The organism is Shewanella sp. 492 (assembly GCF_059338445.1).
The window spans coordinates 685106-704028 of record NZ_CM181702.1; the positions used below are offsets into that span (position 1 = coordinate 685106).

18 protein-coding genes are annotated in these 18923 nt (G+C 47.7%); 7 read left to right on the forward strand and 11 right to left on the reverse strand.

Annotation, left to right across the window (positions count from 1 at the left end):
• Positions 1-54 precede the first annotated feature (54 nt).
• The 4 genes from AC5YBX_RS03080 to crp all read right to left on the reverse strand — a co-directional run bounded on the left by AC5YBX_RS03080 (position 55) and on the right by crp (position 3414).
• Positions 55-1404, reverse strand: a complete 1350-nt coding sequence (locus AC5YBX_RS03080) for an ATP-binding protein (protein WP_494524347.1) — start codon at positions 1402-1404, stop codon at positions 55-57.
• Positions 1401-2075: a response regulator gene (locus AC5YBX_RS03085; RefSeq protein WP_494520039.1), complete on the reverse strand. Its 675-nt coding sequence runs from the start codon at positions 2073-2075 to the stop codon at positions 1401-1403. The genes AC5YBX_RS03080 and AC5YBX_RS03085 overlap by 4 nt, the downstream gene beginning before the upstream one ends.
• Positions 2076-2358: 283 nt before the next feature.
• Positions 2359-2697 (reverse strand): PepSY domain-containing protein, encoded by a 339-nt coding sequence (locus tag AC5YBX_RS03090; protein ID WP_494524348.1) that lies wholly within the window; start codon positions 2695-2697, stop codon positions 2359-2361.
• A gap of 81 nt (positions 2698-2778) precedes the next feature.
• Positions 2779-3414 (reverse strand): cAMP-activated global transcriptional regulator CRP, encoded by a 636-nt coding sequence (gene crp / locus AC5YBX_RS03095; RefSeq protein WP_012156707.1) that lies wholly within the window; start codon positions 3412-3414, stop codon positions 2779-2781.
• 581 nt (positions 3415-3995) lie between these two features.
• Between crp and AC5YBX_RS03100 the strand changes: the two genes are divergently transcribed.
• Positions 3996-4769 carry an SEL1-like repeat protein gene (locus tag AC5YBX_RS03100; RefSeq protein ID WP_494520037.1) on the forward strand — a complete coding sequence of 258 codons (774 nt, stop codon included), beginning with the start codon at positions 3996-3998 and terminating at the stop codon, positions 4767-4769.
• Positions 4770-5235: 466 nt separating this feature from the next.
• Here AC5YBX_RS03100 and AC5YBX_RS03105 read toward each other — a convergent pair whose 3' ends face one another.
• From AC5YBX_RS03105 to AC5YBX_RS03115, 3 genes are all read right to left on the reverse strand, one after another.
• Positions 5236-6123, reverse strand: a complete 888-nt coding sequence (locus AC5YBX_RS03105; protein WP_494520036.1) for a phosphoribulokinase — start codon at positions 6121-6123, stop codon at positions 5236-5238.
• 83 nt (positions 6124-6206) lie between these two features.
• Entirely contained in the window at positions 6207-6458 is a 252-nt protein-coding gene (locus AC5YBX_RS03110) for a YheU family protein (RefSeq protein WP_494520035.1), read from the reverse strand.
• 3 nt (positions 6459-6461) lie between these two features.
• Entirely contained in the window at positions 6462-7436 is a 975-nt protein-coding gene (locus AC5YBX_RS03115; protein WP_494521664.1) for a hydrolase, read from the reverse strand.
• 124 nt (positions 7437-7560) lie between these two features.
• On the opposite strand from AC5YBX_RS03115, the gene AC5YBX_RS03120 reads away from it, so the two are divergent.
• Both AC5YBX_RS03120 and AC5YBX_RS03125 read left to right on the forward strand, forming a co-directional pair.
• Entirely contained in the window at positions 7561-8067 is a 507-nt protein-coding gene (locus tag AC5YBX_RS03120; RefSeq protein WP_494520034.1) for a twin-arginine translocation signal domain-containing protein, read from the forward strand.
• A gap of 106 nt (positions 8068-8173) precedes the next feature.
• Positions 8174-9781 (forward strand): GMC family oxidoreductase, encoded by a 1608-nt coding sequence (locus AC5YBX_RS03125; RefSeq protein WP_494520033.1) that lies wholly within the window; start codon positions 8174-8176, stop codon positions 9779-9781.
• Positions 9782-9803: 22 nt separating this feature from the next.
• Here AC5YBX_RS03125 and AC5YBX_RS03130 read toward each other — a convergent pair whose 3' ends face one another.
• Together AC5YBX_RS03130 and AC5YBX_RS03135 are read right to left on the reverse strand one after the other, a co-directional pair.
• On the reverse strand, positions 9804-10247 hold the full coding sequence (locus AC5YBX_RS03130; protein ID WP_494520032.1) for a TIGR02444 family protein: 444 nt from the start codon (positions 10245-10247) through the stop codon (positions 9804-9806).
• A 228-nt stretch (positions 10248-10475) separates the two neighbouring features.
• The gene (locus AC5YBX_RS03135) at positions 10476-12389 is read right to left on the reverse strand and encodes an ABC transporter ATP-binding protein (RefSeq protein WP_494520031.1); all 1914 of its coding nucleotides are present in this window, start codon (positions 12387-12389) and stop codon (positions 10476-10478) included.
• 175 nt (positions 12390-12564) lie between these two features.
• On the opposite strand from AC5YBX_RS03135, the gene AC5YBX_RS03140 reads away from it, so the two are divergent.
• Entirely contained in the window at positions 12565-12765 is a 201-nt protein-coding gene (locus tag AC5YBX_RS03140) for a YheV family putative zinc ribbon protein (RefSeq protein ID WP_494521663.1), read from the forward strand.
• Positions 12766-12835: 70 nt separating this feature from the next.
• Here the strand turns inward: AC5YBX_RS03140 and AC5YBX_RS03145 are convergent, their stop codons facing one another.
• Positions 12836-13147, reverse strand: a complete 312-nt coding sequence (locus AC5YBX_RS03145) for a hypothetical protein (protein ID WP_119977604.1) — start codon at positions 13145-13147, stop codon at positions 12836-12838.
• A 480-nt stretch (positions 13148-13627) separates the two neighbouring features.
• On the opposite strand from AC5YBX_RS03145, the gene AC5YBX_RS03150 reads away from it, so the two are divergent.
• The gene (locus AC5YBX_RS03150; protein ID WP_494520030.1) at positions 13628-15064 is read left to right on the forward strand and encodes an MFS transporter; all 1437 of its coding nucleotides are present in this window, start codon (positions 13628-13630) and stop codon (positions 15062-15064) included.
• A 291-nt stretch (positions 15065-15355) separates the two neighbouring features.
• The gene (dbpA, locus tag AC5YBX_RS03155) at positions 15356-16759 is read left to right on the forward strand and encodes an ATP-dependent RNA helicase DbpA (RefSeq protein WP_494520029.1); all 1404 of its coding nucleotides are present in this window, start codon (positions 15356-15358) and stop codon (positions 16757-16759) included.
• A 742-nt stretch (positions 16760-17501) separates the two neighbouring features.
• Here the strand turns inward: dbpA and AC5YBX_RS03160 are convergent.
• Positions 17502-17810 carry a hypothetical protein gene (locus tag AC5YBX_RS03160; RefSeq protein ID WP_115407322.1) on the reverse strand — a complete coding sequence of 103 codons (309 nt, stop codon included), beginning with the start codon at positions 17808-17810 and terminating at the stop codon, positions 17502-17504.
• 59 nt (positions 17811-17869) lie between these two features.
• On the opposite strand from AC5YBX_RS03160, the gene AC5YBX_RS03165 reads away from it, so the two are divergent.
• Positions 17870-18136: a hypothetical protein gene (locus AC5YBX_RS03165; protein WP_494524349.1), complete on the forward strand. Its 267-nt coding sequence runs from the start codon at positions 17870-17872 to the stop codon at positions 18134-18136.
• The last annotated feature ends 787 nt before the right edge of the window (positions 18137-18923 follow it).

Consider the following 18923-nt stretch of genomic DNA (forward strand, 5'->3'; position numbering starts at 1 on the left):
GATGTTGAAACATCGGCTTTTTTATTGGCTTAAATAATGGAACAAACGGCAGGGTTATTGCGGCGTAAAGCGTAACTGAATTTTTAAGCCGCCAAGGGTGTCACTGTGCTCAAAACTAAGGCCAATCGCATACTGCTCGGCAATGTCTTTCACTATCGAGAGCCCTAGGCCATGACCTATGATGCTCTCATCTAAACGAGTCCCTCTGTGAGTAAGCAATGACAGCTGATCACTGTCGACACCACAGCCATCGTCTTCGATGGTTAATATAAGCTGCTTATCGTCATTTTGTGCTGTTGCCCTCTTTACGCAAACAGACACTGTCGATTTAGCCCATTTAAAGGCATTATCGAGCAGGTTGCCAATCAGCTCCATGCCATCTTCCCTGTGTATCGGCAAGCGGTTGATACTGTCATCAATGGCAAATTGACTCTGTATCTGTTTGCCATGGTGAACCTTATTTAAGGTCTGACACAGATCATGTAGATCTTTGGGCAGCTGCATCTGCGCCGCCGGTAGCATGTCGCCAGTGATCCGCGCCGCCGCCAGTTTGCGCTCAATCATTTTATGAATAAGATCGAGTTGCTTTTGCAATGCCATGGCCGAGTCAGGGTCTTTTAGCCCCAAAGCTTCAACTTGCTGCTGCATCACCGCCAGCGGGGTTTTTAAGCCATGACTAAGATTACCCAAATTATTACGACTGCGTTCCATCTGCTTGCTTGAGTATTGCAAAAGCTCGTTATAGGTGGTGGCTAGTGGGGCAAGCTCTGGAGGGATCTTGTTGACATCTAAAGAGGTTATTTCTCCGCCGCGCAGTTTAATCAAGGCTTGTTGCATATCATTTATCGGTTTAAAAGATTGCCTTAATACGATAAAAATCCCCGCGATCATGGCCAGCAGCATGGCTAAGTTGACCCCCAGTTTGGTGCCATAAACTTGAGTGAAGACTTGGCGGCCAATACTCAAGTCTTGGGCGACTGTAATGGTGGCCTGTACTAAGGCGGTCTCACTGCTTAGGCCTAAAGAGAGCAGTTGGATGTCGTGATTTTGCGGCCCTTTGGTCTGCCAGACTCGGGTTTCCCCTTTGGTTAAGGGGCGAATATCGAGGCGTTGATCCCATAAGGAGCGGGATCTGAGCTCGATATGATCCATATTAAGTTGATAATAGCGGCCCGAATAGACAGGTTTGTAGAAGCTCGATAGTTGGCTTTGATCTATGCTGATGTTGCCGTTATCGAATTGAATCGCCAGTAATACCTGCTGTAAATCCTCTTCGAGACGGTCAATAATCGAGTCATGAAACGCTTGCCTGAGCATCGACTCAAAAATGACGATGGCAACAAAGGTTGAGATGATCACCAAGCCTGATAACCACAGGCTCAGCTTGGTGCGAATGGAGATCATTGTTTTAAGCCGTGAAAAATATACCCTTGTCCGCGGCGCGTTTCGATGGCGGTTTTGCCCAGTTTTTTACGCAGATGGGTCACGTAAACCTCAACCACATTACTCTCTTTCTCGTCATCAAATTGATACAGTTTGTCGGTCAGCTGCGCTTTTGATAGCAGCTTTTTCGGCGACATCAAAAAAATCTTCAGTAAGCGAAACTCCATGGCGGTCAATTCAAAATGTTGCTCGCCAACGCTGACGCTTTGCTGGCCTTCATCTAAAGTCACCCCCTCGAAGCTGAGTTCTTTAGTGGGAGTACTGGCCTTGCCGTGGGCACGGTTGATCAGCGCATTGATGCGGGCCAACAGCTCCTGAGTATGAAACGGTTTACCTAAGTAATCATCGGCGCCAGCATTAAAGCCTTCTACTTTTTCGTGCCATTGACTGCGAGCCGTCAGCATAATGACTGGTGTGTTAACCCCTTGATTACGCCAATTTTGTAGTAACAATAAGCCATTACCATCAGGCAAACCAATGTCGAGGATCACGCAATCATAATTGGTCTCTTTGATAAGGTAGTCGGCTTCTGCGGCTTTATCGGTGATATCGGTAACGTAACCCGCTTGTTTCAGCTGTTTTTCCAGCTCGGCAACTAAGAGGGTGTTGTCTTCAACGAGCAGCAATTTCATATATGGATTTACCTGTTTGGGTGATCATTTCTGGTTGGAGTTGCTCAAAAAATGATTGTTTCTAAGCATTATCTAGCCTAGTTATTAATACCAATAAAATTGAATAAGTGATCTATTTGTTGATAAAAAAACGAGCTATACAAGGTGCGAGTTGAAATAACGATTTACTTTGCTTGTAAACTTATACCTTGTAGCAGCGCATCTTAACCATCAAGCATGACCCGATAATTAATGCGATTGGCATAAATCATACACCTTTTCCAAGAGGCCATGTAGCGCTGTGTTATTTTTTGTCGTATTGGCAATGAGTGGGCAGTTCCGCAGTGTTTCTTGGTTCGCCAGTGGTGGCATCCATCTTCAGCGAGATTAATTCTCCTTGCAGACTTCTAAGTTGCAGATGGTAATGCCATTGTCCTTGAGCTTGATACAAATGGGCGTCGAGCAGTTTAACGCTGCAATAGCTTTCGACTTTGGCTAGTACTACATCGAGGGGGAGTATTTTACCATCGCTGACCAGTTTTTGGGCTTGATTGTGCTCAAGTTCGGTAAGTGGCGTGGATGATAGCGAGGCGAGCGAAAAGAGATAGAGGATGAATGCACTAGCAATGTAGATGGGTTTCACTAATGCTGTCCTAAAAAAAGTGGCCTGACATAATGTCAGGCCACTTTAGCGAAGATCTATTAAATCTAACTTAACGCTAGCTTAGCGAGTACCATAAACTACGATAGTTTTACCGTGCGCCTGGATAAGATTTTGCTCTTCAAGCATTTTTAGGATTCGGCCCACAGTTTCACGTGAACAGCCCACAATCTGGCCAATCTCTTGACGAGTGATCTTAATCTGCATACCGTCAGGATGGGTCATCGCATCAGGCTGTTTAGCTAGGTGCAGTAAGGTTTGCGCAATGCGACCAGCAACATCAAGGAAAGCTAAATCGCCCACTTTCTGGCTGGTACTGTGCAGGCGGTAAGCCATTTGCGAAGAGAGTTTCATCAAGATCTCAGGATTAACCTGGATCAATTGCTTAAACTTCTTGTACGAGATCTCGGCGATCTCACACGCCTGCTTAGCGCGAACCCAAGCGGTACGTTCAGCTTGTTCTTCAAACAAGCCTAATTCACCAATAAAGTCGCCTTGGTTAAGGTAAGAGAGGATCATCTCTTTACCTTCTTCATCTTTGATTAATACTGCAACAGAGCCTTTAACGATGTAGTACAGCGTATCTGAGTCTTCACCAGCATGGATCAGTGTGCTTTTGGCTGGATATTTATGAATGTGACAGTGTGATAAAAACCATTCCAAAGTTGGATCCGGTTTAGGCTTACCAATCAGAGCCATGCCTGTGTTCCTCGACTGAATTAATGTAAATACAAGAATATGCTAAATAAGTAGATTACGTCAATTGAGCAGAAAAAACCTCGTGAGAGATCAAACTTTGCGACAAATTTGCAACCCAATAAGCAGATTTTACCGTATTGTAAATATCGGACTTTATAATGATACATTAGTAATATATGTCAACTATTACCGTGTTAAGTCGACGCTATTTGCCTAACAATGCTGTATGCATCACACCAACTGCTTGAGCCGATTCTCTATGCCGTTATTTACGCTTAGATAGCGTTGGTTAGGCGCTATTGTCAATTTTGTTTAAAGAGCGTTGCCTATGCGACGATTTATCTCGACTTAGCGTGGCGATTATTGTTAACGTTATCGGTCTATGTCGCTGTTGGTGTTAGTAGGCTTTTTAATGCCTCTAGTTAACGTCCCTAGCGATTTCGGTATGGCACCCAGTGCCGATGGCTGGTTACGCCACTAGGTTTTATGGGTTGCTGTATTTGTCTTATCAGTGAACGTTTATTGCTTTAACGGTCGGTTTGGTTGGCCAATTGAGTTGTTTGATTTGGGAGAAGTGAACCATGAAGATCAATACGTGGATGATAACCGCCAGTTTATTGTTTGGCAGCGCGGTAAGCCATGGGGCGTTCGCATTTTCGATTCCAGCCACGGCGCAAGCGCAAGCGGCGAGTAAGTTGGCTCATATCCAACTCAAAGCGGTTCAAGGCGACTCCGAAGCCCAATACTTGTTGGGTTTGATGTATGTATCGGGACGTTTTGTCTCACAAGATGCCTCTCTAGGGCAACAATGGATCATTCGCGCCGCAGAGCAAGGCCACCTCAAAGCGGCACAAACCATTGCCGATCTCTCCTTCGATGGTAAGCTTATCGATAAAGATTTAGCCCAAGCCGAACGCTGGTATCAACAATTAGCGGCTCAAGGCGATACACGGGCTAAATTTCGTTTAGGCTTTATTTATGCATCAGGTGGTCATGGCGTAGTACGTAATTGCGGTAAGGCGGTCGATTACTTTCTTGCCGTGGGTGATAACGTGGCGCTGGGCAATGCGGCGTGGATATTATCCACATGTCCCGAATCTGAACATCGTAACGGTGATAAGGCGATGGCTATCGCTAAGGGTCTAGTTGCTGCCAATAACCAAGATCCGACTCATTTAGATAACCTTGCGGCGGCGTACGCCGAAATGGGTGACTTTAATGCTGCGGTTAATATCCAGCAACAAGCTATACATGCGCTTAAACAGATGGCAGACCAACATCGTTTTGATGAGTTTCAGTTGCGCTTGCAGCATTATCAGCAGCAAAAACCTTACCGCGAAGCTTTACCCTTATAGTCTGCAGTGAGCTTGGCTGCCGCTTGCAAATATGCGCAAGTGCATCCGCTGCAGCGCATATTAAACAAGGCGAAGCGGCGTATTGCTTGAGCTCAAGCCGAATTGTTACTTTTGAGTCTAAATGACGGCAGCAATCCCCAGGGTATTAAAAACCGAATTCAATAATAGGCAGGTATTCACGAGCCGATGTAGTGAGCACTTATGTGGATATAAATAGGCTGGTGTGGATACAAATGGGTTGGGTTACAGCATAAATGACAAGCCGTACTTACTGAAGAATGGTGTACTAAGGTATCGTGAGCAACAGCTTACAGTGGGGGATGGTGCGCTAGCATACTCAAGGAAGCAAACAGATCAAGATGGGGGAATTCACTCCCAAGAGTATACTAACTATCAGTCTTTCGCCTGAAATCCCGATGAGTGAGATTCTACGTGGACTGACTTAAACGAAGCTTAAGCTACGCCATTATTCATTATCTAAATCGAGTAGCTGTTGTCTTTTTTCTTGTAGATCGCGGATAAGCGGATTCAAAATCAGCTCCATCGCCAGTGACATTTTACCGCCAGGCACTACCAAGGTATTGATACGAGACATAAATGAACCATCGATCATCTTAAGGTAATAGGGAAAGTCGACGTTGTTGATACCGCGAAAGCGGATCACCACAAAACTTTCATCTAAGCTGGGGATGGTTTTGGCGCTAAAAGGATTAGAGGTATCGACGGTGGGCACGCGCTGAAAGTTAATATGGGTGCGTGAGAACTGGGGCGTCATATGGTTAATATAATCGTCCATGCTGCGCACAATTGAGCCCATCACTTTCTCGCGGCTATGGCCACGTTCAGAGGTATCGCGAATGATCTTCTGGATCCACTCTAAATTAACAATGGGGACCATGCCGATTAGCAGATCCACATGTTGCGCCACATTGCACTCATCGGTGACCACCCCACCGTGTAACCCTTCGTAATAGAGCATGTCGGTGTTGTCGGGTAGCGGTCGCCACTGGGTAAAGGTGCCGGGCATCTGATTAAAAGGCACTGCCTCATCAAAAGTGTGTAGGTAGGAGCGGGTCTCGCCTTGGCCCGTTGCGCCATAATCTCGAAAACACTGCTCTAGTTTCTTAAAGTCATTGGCTTCTGGGCCAAAATAGCTGATATTTTTGCTGTCGTGTTGCGATTGGCGGATCTTCAGTTCCATCTCGGGACGGGTATAGTGATGAAAGCTGTCTCCCTCGATCACCGCCGCGTTGATCCCCAGTTGGCGGAATATATGGCTGAACGCAGTCGTGGTCGTGGTGGTGCCGGCTCCAGAGGAGCCCGTCACGGCAATTATCGGGTGTTTGGCTGACATTTATTTACCTAAAAACGCTGAAGTAGTCACGGTCTGCTAAGCAGCAGTGAAGCAATAGTTATACGGTACAGACCCTGTGCAGGTCAATCTTCTGTTGATTTGGCTAAGGTATTGTCTTTGTGACGAATCGCAATCGATTCATCCTCTTCACTGTACTCGACGACCAGTTCATTGCGCGCTAGTGCCTGCTGGCATTGACGTATCGCCGTAGACATTGCCGCGTCATCGAGGGCAGCAAAACTGCCATCTTCCATCTGAGTGAATAAAAATTCTTTGATTAAGTTATCCAATGTATCACTGGGCAGTTGTTGTAACGCAGAGTAAGGCACCAACATGGTTTATTGTCCTATGTCGAACAGAAAATGGGTGATACGTTTTTCTAAATAATATTGCGGTTTTAGTGGCGTACCGCCGTCGATAAAGCCCACATGGCCGCCATTATGATGCAGCTCATACTGCACCGCGCTCGCCAGCTCACAGGCATTGGGGATCACCTCATCATTCATAAAGGGATCGTCTTTAGCGTGGATCACCAGTGTCGGCTTGGTAATTTTACTCAGATAGGCCAGGCCGCTGGCGCGTTGATAATAATCGGCTACGCCGCTAAAGCCGTGTAAGGGGGCGGTAACCCGATCGTCAAACAGATGGAAGGTCGTTAAAAGTGCAATATCGGCATGGGACACTGGCATCTGGCCCTGCAAGGAGGGCATATCGAGTTTTTCACGCACTTTTTGCTGTAACTGTTTAATAAGGTAAGTTTGATACACTTTTGAAAAACCGCTTTTCAGCCTAGTGGCGCAAGCGCCCAATTGCAGTGGCGCCGAGACGATAATCCCCCGTTCAATTAAGCTGTTATCGGCACGTTCCCCCAAATATTTTGCCAGCACATTGCCCCCTAAGCTATAGCCGACGGCCAATAAGGGGCTGGTGGGATAATGCTGCTTAAGCATGCTAAGGGTGGCCTGTAAATCTTGGGTATCGCCGCTGTGATAACTGCGGGCCAAGCGATTACTCACCCCAGAGCAGCTGCGATGATGATGCACCACGGCGCATACCTGCATACTGGCCAAGCGGTTAAGTAGGCGCCTGATATAGTGGGAATCGGCGCTGCCTTCTAAGCCATGCACCAAGACCACAATGGCTTGATTAGCCTTGGGCTCACCTAAAAAATCAACATCGATAAAGTCACCATCATCGAGTTCGAGGCGTTGGCGTGTTAGCGCAGGGCCATCCACTTTTGTCAGCACCGGTAATATCGTCTGAATATGTGGGTTTTTAGCCCACCAAGGGGGAGAAAATTGTGGTTGCGTCATCATTGGCTGTTGCTGAATATTAAAACATGTGTTTAATTATTGTAAGTGTCGATAAGTGTACCACAGAAAGTGGTGCCGAATTTAAGCCTCTACAGGTCGATTAGGGCAATGCAGGAGAGAGAACATGAACAGACGAACCTTTTTGGCTACGGCGCTCGTAGGCACTGGGGCGTTGGCTTTAGGTGTCACTCTTTATCGCCCGCCTTATGTGCAAGTCAATAAAGCACTCGACCGTCACCACCGCCTGTTGTTCAGTTTGCTGCTGCCAGTGGTATTAGATGGCGCACTGCCGCAAACTGATTCGCTGCGAATTGCCGCGCAAAATCGCACTCTAGATGCTATTAGCGACACTATGGCACTGCTGCCTATTGATGCGCAAGCCGAGCTAGAGCAGTTACTGAATCTGCTGGAATCGCGACTTGGCATGTTGTTGCTCACCGGGAGCATGACGCCACTGTTACTGCGTAGCCCAGCGCAACTGATTGCCATGTTAGAAAGTTGGCGAAACAGTTATTTAGATATGATGATCACCGCATATCAAGGTTTAAGGGAGTTGATAATGGCCAGTTATTACGCTTGCCCAGAGCATTGGTCGCGGCTGAATTACCAAAAACCTGCCTTGTTTGGCTAAACCTCCGGGCTCACTCATGTGGCTAACGATAACCGTTCGCTGCGTATTGATACCATAATCCACCCTTAAACAAGGGTTACAGCAGCATTAGTACGGAGGCCAGACATTGGCGATACCAGACCCCATAGTAGAAGGCTTAGCAAGCGGATGGCATCACATCGATGGCAGCCATCTTGACGCGCCCACCACGTTAGAAGCCGATGTCGTGATTGTGGGCAGCGGCGCTGGTGGCGGTGTATCGGCGGAGATCCTTACCCAAGCCGGTTTATCGGTGATCATCATCGAGGCGGGGCCGCTCAAGTCCTCAGAGAGTTTCAATATGGAAGAGCGCCGTGCCTATCCTAACTTGTACCAACAAGCGGCCTCGATGAAAACCAAAGATAAGGCGATAGGCATTTTTCAGGGGCGCGCCGTAGGTGGCTCAACCACCATCAACTGGACCACATCGATTCGTACCCCTGACGAGGCCCTGCGCTTTTGGGCTGCTGAAAAATCGGTGAGCGGCCTGACAAGCGAGACTCTAGCGCCTTGGTTTGAGCAGATGGAGCAGCGACTCAATATCAGTGAGTGGGCTATTGAGCCTAATAACAATAACCTGGCGCTCAAGCGCGGCTGTGAAGCCCTAGGCTGGCAGCACACAGTGATCAAGCGTAACGTGGCGGGCTGCTGGAACACAGGTTATTGCGGCATGGGCTGCCCAGTCAATGCCAAGCAGTCGATGTTAGTGACCACCATTCCGGCGGCGCTATCCCAAGGGGCGACGTTAGTCAGTCGAGTGAAAGTGACTAAAATTGAGCACCACAAGCAGCAAGTATTTGCCTTAAAAGCGCAGGCGCTGAATGACACCCTCACGCCGACGGGGGTCGAAGTACTGTTTAAGGCCAAGCATTATATTTTAAGCGCCGGTGCCATACATACCCCAACCTTGATGCTGCGCTCAAAACTGCCCGATCCTTATCAACTCATCGGCAAACGCACCTTTTTACATCCCACCTTACTCAGTGGTGCACTGTTTAACGATGCGATTAATGGCCACAGCGGCGCGCCGCAATCTATCTATTCTGACCAATTTGTGTGGCAAAATGGCGCTTCAGGCGAGCTAGGTTATAAGCTTGAGGTACCGCCGATCCACCCGGTGTTAATTGCTTCTAAAACCTTAGGATATGGCCAGAGTCATGCGCAGTTAATGGCCGAGTTTAATCAACTGCAGGTGACCATAGCGCTGGTGCGCGATGGTTATCATCATGACAGTCAGGGGGGCCAAGTGCAGCTAACCGATAATGGCTTTAATCTCGATTATCCGCTTAACGAGGCGTTTTGGGGGGCAGCGCGGCGTGCCTTTGCCAGCATGGCAGAGCTGCAATTTGCGGCGGGCGCAAAGCAAGTGCTGCCCATGAGTGAGGGTATGGGGCTGTTGTCGAGCTGGGCCGAGGCGAAACAAGCGATTGCCGAGATGCCCTTAGCACCACTGAAAACCATCGTCGCGTCGGCGCATGTCATGGGCGGTTGTCCAATGGGTGAGGACCCGGCAATGGCGATGGTCAATAGTCAGGGGCAATCGCACTATTTCGATAACTTGTCGGTGATGGATGGTTCAATCTTTCCCACCAGTTTAGGGGCCAATCCTCAACTGTCGATTTATGCGATTACGGCTAAAAATGCCACCGCGTTAGCGCAGCGGTTAACCTCTGGCATATCAACGCCCGATGGCTGAGCGTCAATGCCGCAGAGATAAGTTACCTGTTGGATATGCGCGCCAAGTGCTCGCCAATATCCATATCGAACAGGCTCAAATAGCGGGCTAGGTTATCGGCATGGGGTGAGGATTGCAGTAAGCTTGGGGTGTGCAAAATCAATTTTTGCACCTTGCGCTCTAACATCAGTTCCGCCGTCAACATCTGCTGATACTCATCGGGGGCGAGATGGCCTTTACTGAGTTTTCGCAGGTGACGATAGGGCTGGAGCAAGTTGAGCTCAACGCTTGCTATCTGTGTGGTGAGGTGTTGCCAGCTTTGAGTAGGCATAAGGTAGTCATGGCTGTCGAGCCACGTTGCCAACAGCGCTAGGTTAACATTTACCCCGTGTTCATCCTGTAGCTTGAGGTACTCAGCCTGCTGCTGGGCATAGAGTAAGTCGCAGTCTTGCCAAAGCGATGGGGGAAGTTGGGTTAAACACGTCATGGTGACAGATCCTTGTGCTACTTGATTACGATGAACAGGTGTTATAAGCGAGCGTGAACTACCCCAGTTTTGGCTGAGTACTTGTGCGTGCTGGTGGCTGGCGAAAGCCTTCAGCGCCAACATTAGCCTTAGATGCAATCTGCCTTGAGGCGAATAAACCGCCTCAAGGGAGTTGGATGACTGTAGTTAAGTGGCTATAGTTAAGTGGTTATGGCTAAGTGATTGTAGTTAGGTGATTTGTGCGGTTACGCTTTGTTCCATCGCTTCAATCTGTTCTTGCAGTTCCAGCCACTCCATTTCGCTCTCTTCCAATGCTTGGGTCAGCTCGGTTCGCTCGCTCAATACCGCCGTCAGCTTGGCCTTGTTATCGGCATCATACAGGCTGGTGTCGGCCAGCATGTTTTCTAATTCGCTTAGGCGTTCGCTGCACTCTTGCTGCTGTTTTTCCAGTTTGGTTTGTACTTTCTTCAGCGGCGACAGTTTTTGTCTTAACTCAGCTTCGAGGCGCTTTTGCAGTTTTTTATCTTGTGCAGGCGAAGCTTCGCTCACGCCTTCGTTGTGATTATCGCTCTTGGCCGCATCGAGCAACCATTGGTGATAATCATCGAGATCGCCATCGAAGCTACGCACTTCACCTTGATCCACCAAGTAGTAGTCGCTGCAACTGAGGCGCAATAAGTGCCTATCGTGAGAGACGATAATCATCGCCCCTTCGAAAGATTGCAGTGCCATGGTGAGCGCATGACGCATCTCAAGATCTAAGTGGTTGGTGGGCTCATCGAGTAGCAGCAGGTTAGGGCGTTGCCATACCAAGAGCGCTAACACCAAGCGGGCTTTTTCACCACCCGAAAAAGGCCGCACTGGCGATAATGCCATGTCACCGTTAAAGCCGTATCCGCCCAGAAAATCACGCAGCTCTTGCTCGCGATGGTTGGGGGCAAGGCGCATTAAATGTTGCAGCGGTGAGTCATCTAAGCGTAAAAACTCCAGTTGATGCTGGGCAAAGTAACCTATGTTAAGTCCTGGGTTGGTTTCATAGATGCCGCTTAGCGGTTGCAGTTGGCCCGACAATAACTTTATCAGGGTGGATTTACCCGCGCCGTTACGTCCGAGCAGGCCGATACGCGCACCGGGCACCAAGTTAAGGTGAACATGGTTTAAAATCACCTTATCGCCATAACCTACAGAGACTTGCTCCATTTTCACCAAAGGATTGGGCAGGGCGTCGGGGGCTTTAAACTCCATATAAAATGGGCTGTCGGCTTTAGATGGCAGCAGTTCAGCCATGCGTTCGAGCGCCTTTAAGCGGCTCTGGGCCTGCTTAGCCTTACTGGCCTTATAGCGAAAACGGTCAACAAACGACTGCATGTGCGAGCGCTCTTTTTGTTGGCGCTCATACGCCACCTGTTGCTGCGCCATCCGCTCGGCGCGAATGCGTTCAAAGGCGCTGTAATTGCCTTTGTAATAGTTGAGTTTGTGGTGTTCGACATGGACAATTTCATCCACAATGGCGTCGATAAAGTCCCTGTCGTGACTGATCAGAATCAAGGTGCCTTGGTAGGACTTAATCCACCCCTCAAGCCAATACATGGTGTCTAAGTCTAAGTGGTTGGTGGGTTCATCGAGCAGCAACAGATCCGAGCGACACAGTAGCGCTTGGGCCAAGTTGAGTCGCATGCGCCAACCACCCGAGAAACTTTTAACCGGATTTTGCTGATCGGCTTCGGCAAAGCCAAGGCCAGCCAATAAGCTGGCGGCGCGCGATTGAATGGTATAGCCGCCGATGGCATCGAGTTTGCCGTGCAGCAAGGCAATGGCATTACCGTCGTTATCTTGCTGGGCTTGATGCAGTGCCTGCTCTAATTGTCGATATTCTTTATCACCGTCAATCACATATTCTAATGCGCTGACACCTAACGCGGGTGTCTCCTGCGCCACCGAGGCAATTTGCCAGCCACTAGGAAGGCTAAACTCGCCTTTATCTAAGCTTAAATGACCGAGGATCAGCGCTAACAAGGATGACTTACCCGTGCCATTAGCGCCCACTAAGCCGACTTTATGGCCGGGATAGATGGTCAGTGACGCTTCGTCTAATAGGGTTTTTGAACCACGAATAAGTTGTGCTTGAGTAATGGTGATCATTAAGGTCGACTTGATACTGCATGGAGATAATTGGCTGAGGATAATAGCGTAAAATCGCCTATTTTAGCCACCGTTTCGCAATAACAATTTCTAACTAATGGAAGTCTTTTTGATTGGCTTATGGCAAAATGCCGCCATTGAATTGCTAATTTACAGACTACAGGTTAATCGCAACGTGAGTAAAGTCAGAGTAAAGAAACGTTTTGTCGCCGGCGCGAAGTGCCCCAAGTGTAAAGCGGTAGACAGTATCGTACTGTTTAAAGAGCAAGGAGTTGAAACGGTAGAGTGCATCGAGTGTGATTACCGTGAGCAACAAGCCGAAGCCGAGGTTGCCGCTAAGGCGACAGGTGGTGTTATTGGGGTGTTTAAGCCTTAAATAACTTAAGCCCTTAAACAGCTTAAGCTAGGTGCTGCTAGGCGCTGGCACCTAGCACTGTATCTGACGCTTAATCCTTAAAGCCTTCATATAAAAACAGATGACGCGTCTGGTTAAAGCGTGCTTCATCGCTGTTGATAAAATCGATAGCCAGTTGCGCCTGCTCTTGGCGACACTTATCGAGCTTGGCGATTTCATATTCGTTCATCACTATGTTCATCGCCTCGACCGTCCATTCGCACTCACCTAGGCCGATGGTGACTTCGTCGGGATCATAGTGAGTCACCATCCAGTCTTGCAGCTGCTCAGTTGAAATCTGCTGATTTTTCCATTGTTCAAGTTGTTCGATAAGTTGGCTTTTGCTGATATTGGCTTGTGTCATTGGGTTGTTAATTACTGGCTGATAAATCTTGCCGCCTAGGATACCGATTTATAACCGGCGATGCGATGCTAAATGGAAGCTTGCCGATAACTTAGGCTTAATTAACTTAGCCACAATTAACTTAACCTTAATTGACTTCGCCTCAAGCTGCGCGTCTTGGTGATGTGACTGTTATCGCTAGCGCATGCCCTATCTTTTATCCCTAGTTGTTTCGTCATAGTCATATTAGCCATTGCCATTTAGCCAATGTTATTTCGCCAATGCTACTTCGCTCCGCCACTGCTTTTTAGCTATTGCTCATTAACCACAGTGACTCACTCGCAGACACTGAGCCAAGTGGTTTAACCCATAAGCGAGGGGTGAGCCTGTGGTGTGTATCGCAACCTTGATAAAATGGGGGGGCATTTAGGTTGCAAGTGTTGCCTTGTTGTACGCGGCGGGGTAGTTTGTTGTGTTTTTTTTATTTTTGGATCACATCAAATGAATAATAAAGTTACATCCAAAGCCACCGAGTCGGCTGCGTCGACTCACACTAAGACGGCTTTTCCGCGTATGTTTTGGGTCGCCAATGGCGTCGAACTGCTCGAACGCGCCGCCTATTATGGCGTGTTTATCGTCATCACCTTGTATTTGTCTCGTATCTTGGGCTTTAGCGACGTAGAAGCGGCGTGGTTGGCAGGCTCCTTCTCGGCGGGTCTCTACTTTTTACCCACCTTCAGCGGTGCCTTAGCCGATAAGATAGGCTTTAGGGGCGCCTTGTTGCTGGCGTTTGGTCTATTGACCATAGGTTATGCCTCATTAGCGATTTTCCCCATGCTAATAGAAAACCAAGGGCTGGTGGAATACGGTAAAGACACTGTCTACCATGGCTTGAGAGAAGCCGATATTCGCTGGGCGATCATCCCTATCTTAATCGTCATCATGATTGGTGGCTCCTTCATCAAGGCGGTGATCACCGGCACGGTTGCGCTATCGACCACCACAGCGACCCGCGCTAAGGGCTTTTCTATCTTTTATATGATGGTTAATATCGGCGCTTTTTCCGGTAAAACTGTGGTTAAACCGCTGCGCGAGTCGATGGGCGATCTGGGATTAATTAACCTCAACTATTTTGCCGCTAGCATGACGCTACTGGCGTTTATCAGCATTTTGCTGTTCTTTAAGAGCACAGATAACAATCGCTCGGGTAAGAGCCTGGGACAAATTTGGCAAGCATTAACGAAAGTGCTGTCTAATGGCCGTTTGATTTCGCTTACCGTGATTATCTCTGGTTTTTGGATGGTGCAACATCAGCTGTATGCCACCATGCCAAAATATGTGCTGCGCATGGCGGGCGAAGGATCTTCCCCTTCTTGGTATGCGAACGTTAATCCGCTGGTGGTGTTTCTGTGTGTGAGCCTAGTGACCACGCTAATGGCAAAACGCAGCGCACTTTCTTCGATGACCATAGGCATGTTTATCATGCCTGTATCGGCGCTACTCATGGCCTCGGGCAATATGTTTGCCGGTACTGACACCATTTTAGGCATGCATCCTATTGCGGCGATGATGATCATCGGCATTGTGTTTCAAGGCTTAGCGGAGTGCTTTATTTCGCCGCGTTTCTTGGAGTACTTTTCACTGCAAGCACCTAAGGGCGAAGAGGGCTTGTACTTAGGCTTCTCGCATCTGCATTCGTTTATTAGCTCATTGTTGGGTTTTGGTTTGTCAGGATATTTACTCGAGGCTTACTGCCCCGATCCGCGCACCTTTAGTGACCATGCTGCCTGGGTTGAAGCCTCATCCCATGCCCATTACATCTGGTACGTGTTTGCCGGTATTGCCAGCGTGTCGGCAATCTCGTTAATTATTTATGGCGCTGCGATTAAACGCATGGACGCAAAAGTGACAGCTGAGGCCGAGCTGGCCACCGCTTAACTCGCGACTCTTTTAACCGCTATCTTAACAGCTGTTATCTCAAGCCCCTGCGCCGCGTAGGTAAATATTCACGCGGCGTCGGGGCTTTTTAGTGATAAACCCTTTTAACCACACTTGCCTAACGCACTTTGATTAAAACATTGCTATAATCGCCGCCAATACAGGGCAGGGCTTAACGCATTCGGTAATATGAGGGTGTTGGGTTTGCCTATCGACATGCTTTAAATTCGATTAGCTGTGCACGCGCGATTAATACTCGGCCAAGCCCAGCTGTCCGACTAGGAAAATACCGTGAGTCAAGCCGACAACAACACCGCAACTGCTTTTAACAGCCTGGCATTAAAACCTGAACTGCTTGAGACCCTAACCACCATAGGTTTTGAGTCTATGACCCCCATTCAAGCCAAAAGCTTGCCAGCCATCTTAAACGGCGAAGATGTGATTGGCCAAGGCAAAACTGGCTCAGGGAAAACCGCCGCCTTTGGCTTAGGATTACTCAATAAATTGGATGTGAAACGTTTTCGCATTCAAGCTTTGGTGATGTGCCCCACCCGCGAGCTGGCCGACCAAGTGGCGGCCGATCTGCGAACGCTGGCCCGTGGCATCCACAATATTAAAATTTTAACCTTGTGTGGCGGCGTGCCTATGGGGCCACAAATTGGCTCGCTTGAACATGGTGCCCATATTATTGTGGGGACGCCGGGTCGTATTATCGATCATCTCGATCGCGGTCGTTTAGATCTTGAAAACGTCAACATGTTAGTGCTTGATGAAGCCGATCGCATGTTAGAGATGGGGTTTCAAAAAGAGCTCGACGCCATCATGCTCGCCGTGCCGCGTGAGCGTCAAACCTTGCTGTTTAGCGCCACTTTCCCAGAGCAAATTCAAACCATCAGCGAGCAGTTTTTGGTCAACCCTGTGATGATCAAGGTTGAAGGCAAGCACGACGGTGACACCATTGACCAGCATTTTTATGAGTGCGGTAACAATAACGATCGCATGAAAGCCCTGCGCCTGCTGCTACTGCATCACAAGCCAGAAAGTGCCGTGGTGTTTTGTAATACCAAACGCGAAACCAAAGATGTGGCCGCGAAATTGGCTAACGATGGCTTTAGCGTTGTGGCGCTGCACGGCGACTTAGAGCAGCGCGATCGCGACCAGATGTTACTGCGATTTGCCAACAAGAGTGCCAGCGTGATGGTGGCTACCGATGTGGCCGCACGCGGGCTCGATATCGATGCGCTCGATATGGTGGTTAACTACCATGTTGCTTACGACACCGAAGTGCACATTCACCGTATTGGCCGTACTGGCCGCGCGGGCAGCAAAGGGGCGGCGCACACCTTCTTTAACCATGAAGACGGTTACAAAATTGCACTGCTTGAAGATGAAATTGGCCGTGACATTCTGGGCGAAGCCTTGCCAAGCGAAAGCCTGCTCGACACTTACCCACCCCAACCACGCATGGTCACTATTCAAATTGATGGCGGTAAGAAAAACAAAATTCGTCCAGGCGACATCTTAGGTTGCCTCACAGGTGACAACGGCATCGAAGGCACCGAAGTGGGCAAGATTAAGATCACCGAGTTTCGCTCATATGTTGCTGTCGATCGCAAAGTGCTCAATAAAGCCCTTAACAAGATAACCAAGGGCAAGCTTAAAGGTAAGAGCTATCGCGCTTGGGAACTGCGCTAACTTATCGCGCTAATGTGAAAAGGAGCTGACTAACGTCAGCTCCTTTTTTGTTTGTTGTGTTTCTTATTTAGTGTTTGGCCGAATTGCTATTGGTTAAGAGGGTTGAAGGCGTACCTTCATGGCAACCTATCACCTGCGGTGAGCTAATGTGCAAGCGCTCTTTTGGCTCGGTGAGTGAAGCGTAGCTTCGTGCTTACGAACGAAAGAGGTATGGATGCCGAAAAATGTTGGGAATATTTTTGGCCATGATTTCGAAGGCCAAAACCGCGCTTACACTTATATCTAACGCCTCTTCGATTTAGCCGTATTTGATGTGAGTTGCTGGTTCAAAAGCTAACCAGGTTTTGCCCCAAAGTTTGGTGGTCTTGAAATGAAGAACAATGACATTTGCTTGAGTAGCGGCTGGCTGTATTTTCATTTATTGATGTGCTATGAAGACGCACCTTCATGGCAATTAATAGCCTGCCGCAGGCTTTATGTGCAAGCGCTCTTTTGGCTCGCTGTGAATATATCCCTATACGCTCCACGGCGGCATCCATGCCGCCAAGGGCCAAAACCGCGCTTACACCTATCTCTAACGCTTCTTCGATTGGACTTCATTTGATACGACTAGTGAGTTAAAGGCTAAGAAGCTTTTGCCCCATTCCTTGTTTCGCATGGCTGAACTGGCTCTGCTCTGCTTTGTATTGGACTGTTGACCTAATTTTAGTAATTCTAGAACAGTGTCTACTGTTCTAGAGGCTTACCATTCTCTAGATAATCTTGGTAGCGCTTTTCTAATGCCTTCAAGAATGTTGCTCCACCCAATACGTTCTTTCCAAAGCTTGCCATCGACTATTACTCTGTAGCAGTCAATACGATTGGTTTTATATAACTCTAACGTGTGCGTAGTTGGCACTCCATTGTCGTAATCTGTAATTTCAATCACTCTTCGAAGCTCAGGAATACATTGCACAGATACATCACCTTGTTCGTATTGTGCTGAAGTAGAATTTACTTTACTGTATGATTTACGATAATTTTTTTGAGTCTTACTAGTGTGTCTATACATGCTTGGCCTCCTACCTTACAAGGTAGCGCTAATAAGCTGTTAGGCTTACAGGAAAGTATATGAGTAATTTATGGAGTGTATTTTTAGGTGCAGGGATTGCGAGCATTGTCCCTATAGTAACTTTAATTTTAAATAATTCACGATGGAAAAAAGAAAAGCTTATTGAGCATTTTCGGCTTAAACATGATCGTTTAGAAAAAATTTACTTAGAAATAAATACAGCTCTACCTGAGGCTGTTATCAATAATAGCTACCCAAGTACAGTTACATCAAAAATATTCACTTTTGGTTCAGATGAAGTAAAAAAATTTTTAAAGAACATATAGCTGATAAAGAAAAAACGGAAAAGAAAGGTAAATCATTTATATTTAATATGTCCAAGGCTGCAAACGAACATCTAATCTCTATTGAAAGTAAAATAGAGCAGGCGTTATTGTAAGCCTAACAAGCCATTCAAAAGGACAAAAAACAGCTTGCTGTCCTTCGTTCCTCAGGCATTATAGCAAGCTGTTTTTTGCCTCTTAATGGGGCGTTAGCCCATAGAAATATTAATCTGAAACTCACATATATAGAGCTAAAGTTCTAACACGGAAATGTCCAAAACCGAGTTAGCTTTTGATTGTCCGAGTGACACTAGTAAGATCAAATCGAAGAGATTAAGAACTCGGGTGTAGGTGCGGCTGTGACCTTCCGTGACATGGATGTCACGGCAGAGCCTACAGGGATTGTACTTGCGGCGTGTCACAGAAGCACCTGCACAAAAGGCCTGCGGCAAGCAATTCAAAATGATGAAGGTTAACGCTACCATCAATCAATAAAAACCAACTCAGCCAAATGCAAAATCCAAAAATGCCAACACCTTCATTCGAAGTCCCACAACCTTTTGTCCAAACATAATTTTGCTTTTTACGGTTCTGTGGATACCAATTACGGCTAAATCGAAGAGATTAAGAACTCGGGTGTAGATGCGGCTGTGACCTTCCGTGACATGGATGTCACGGCAGAGCCTACAGGGATTGTACTTGCGGCGTGTCACAGAAGTACCTGCACGAAAGGCCTGCTGCAAGCAATTGATAAACCATGAGGTTATGGTTAAAACAACCCCTTTAAATA

Excerpts from the sequence above, each read along its gene's own strand:
- AC5YBX_RS03130 (WP_494520032.1), bottom strand. The coding sequence starts at position 10,247 with ATGACGTGTTTAACCCAACTTCCCCCATCGCTTTGGCAAGACTGCGAC.
- AC5YBX_RS03100 (WP_494520037.1), top strand. The coding sequence starts at position 3,996 with ATGAAGATCAATACGTGGATGATAACCGCCAGTTTATTGTTTGGCAGC.
- AC5YBX_RS03160 (WP_115407322.1), bottom strand. The coding sequence starts at position 17,810 with ATGTATAGACACACTAGTAAGACTCAAAAAAATTATCGTAAATCATAC.
- AC5YBX_RS03110 (WP_494520035.1), bottom strand. The coding sequence starts at position 6,458 with ATGTTGGTGCCTTACTCTGCGTTACAACAACTGCCCAGTGATACATTG.
- AC5YBX_RS03080 (WP_494524347.1), bottom strand. The coding sequence starts at position 1,404 with ATGATCTCCATTCGCACCAAGCTGAGCCTGTGGTTATCAGGCTTGGTG.
- AC5YBX_RS03085 (WP_494520039.1), bottom strand. The coding sequence starts at position 2,075 with ATGAAATTGCTGCTCGTTGAAGACAACACCCTCTTAGTTGCCGAGCTG.
- AC5YBX_RS03150 (WP_494520030.1), top strand. The coding sequence starts at position 13,628 with ATGAATAATAAAGTTACATCCAAAGCCACCGAGTCGGCTGCGTCGACT.
- AC5YBX_RS03165 (WP_494524349.1), top strand. The coding sequence starts at position 17,870 with ATGAGTAATTTATGGAGTGTATTTTTAGGTGCAGGGATTGCGAGCATT.
- AC5YBX_RS03120 (WP_494520034.1), top strand. The coding sequence starts at position 7,561 with ATGAACAGACGAACCTTTTTGGCTACGGCGCTCGTAGGCACTGGGGCG.
- AC5YBX_RS03115 (WP_494521664.1), bottom strand. The coding sequence starts at position 7,436 with ATGACGCAACCACAATTTTCTCCCCCTTGGTGGGCTAAAAACCCACAT.
- crp (WP_012156707.1), bottom strand. The coding sequence starts at position 3,414 with ATGGCTCTGATTGGTAAGCCTAAACCGGATCCAACTTTGGAATGGTTT.
- AC5YBX_RS03145 (WP_119977604.1), bottom strand. The coding sequence starts at position 13,147 with ATGACACAAGCCAATATCAGCAAAAGCCAACTTATCGAACAACTTGAA.
- AC5YBX_RS03105 (WP_494520036.1), bottom strand. The coding sequence starts at position 6,123 with ATGTCAGCCAAACACCCGATAATTGCCGTGACGGGCTCCTCTGGAGCC.
- AC5YBX_RS03135 (WP_494520031.1), bottom strand. The coding sequence starts at position 12,389 with ATGATCACCATTACTCAAGCACAACTTATTCGTGGTTCAAAAACCCTA.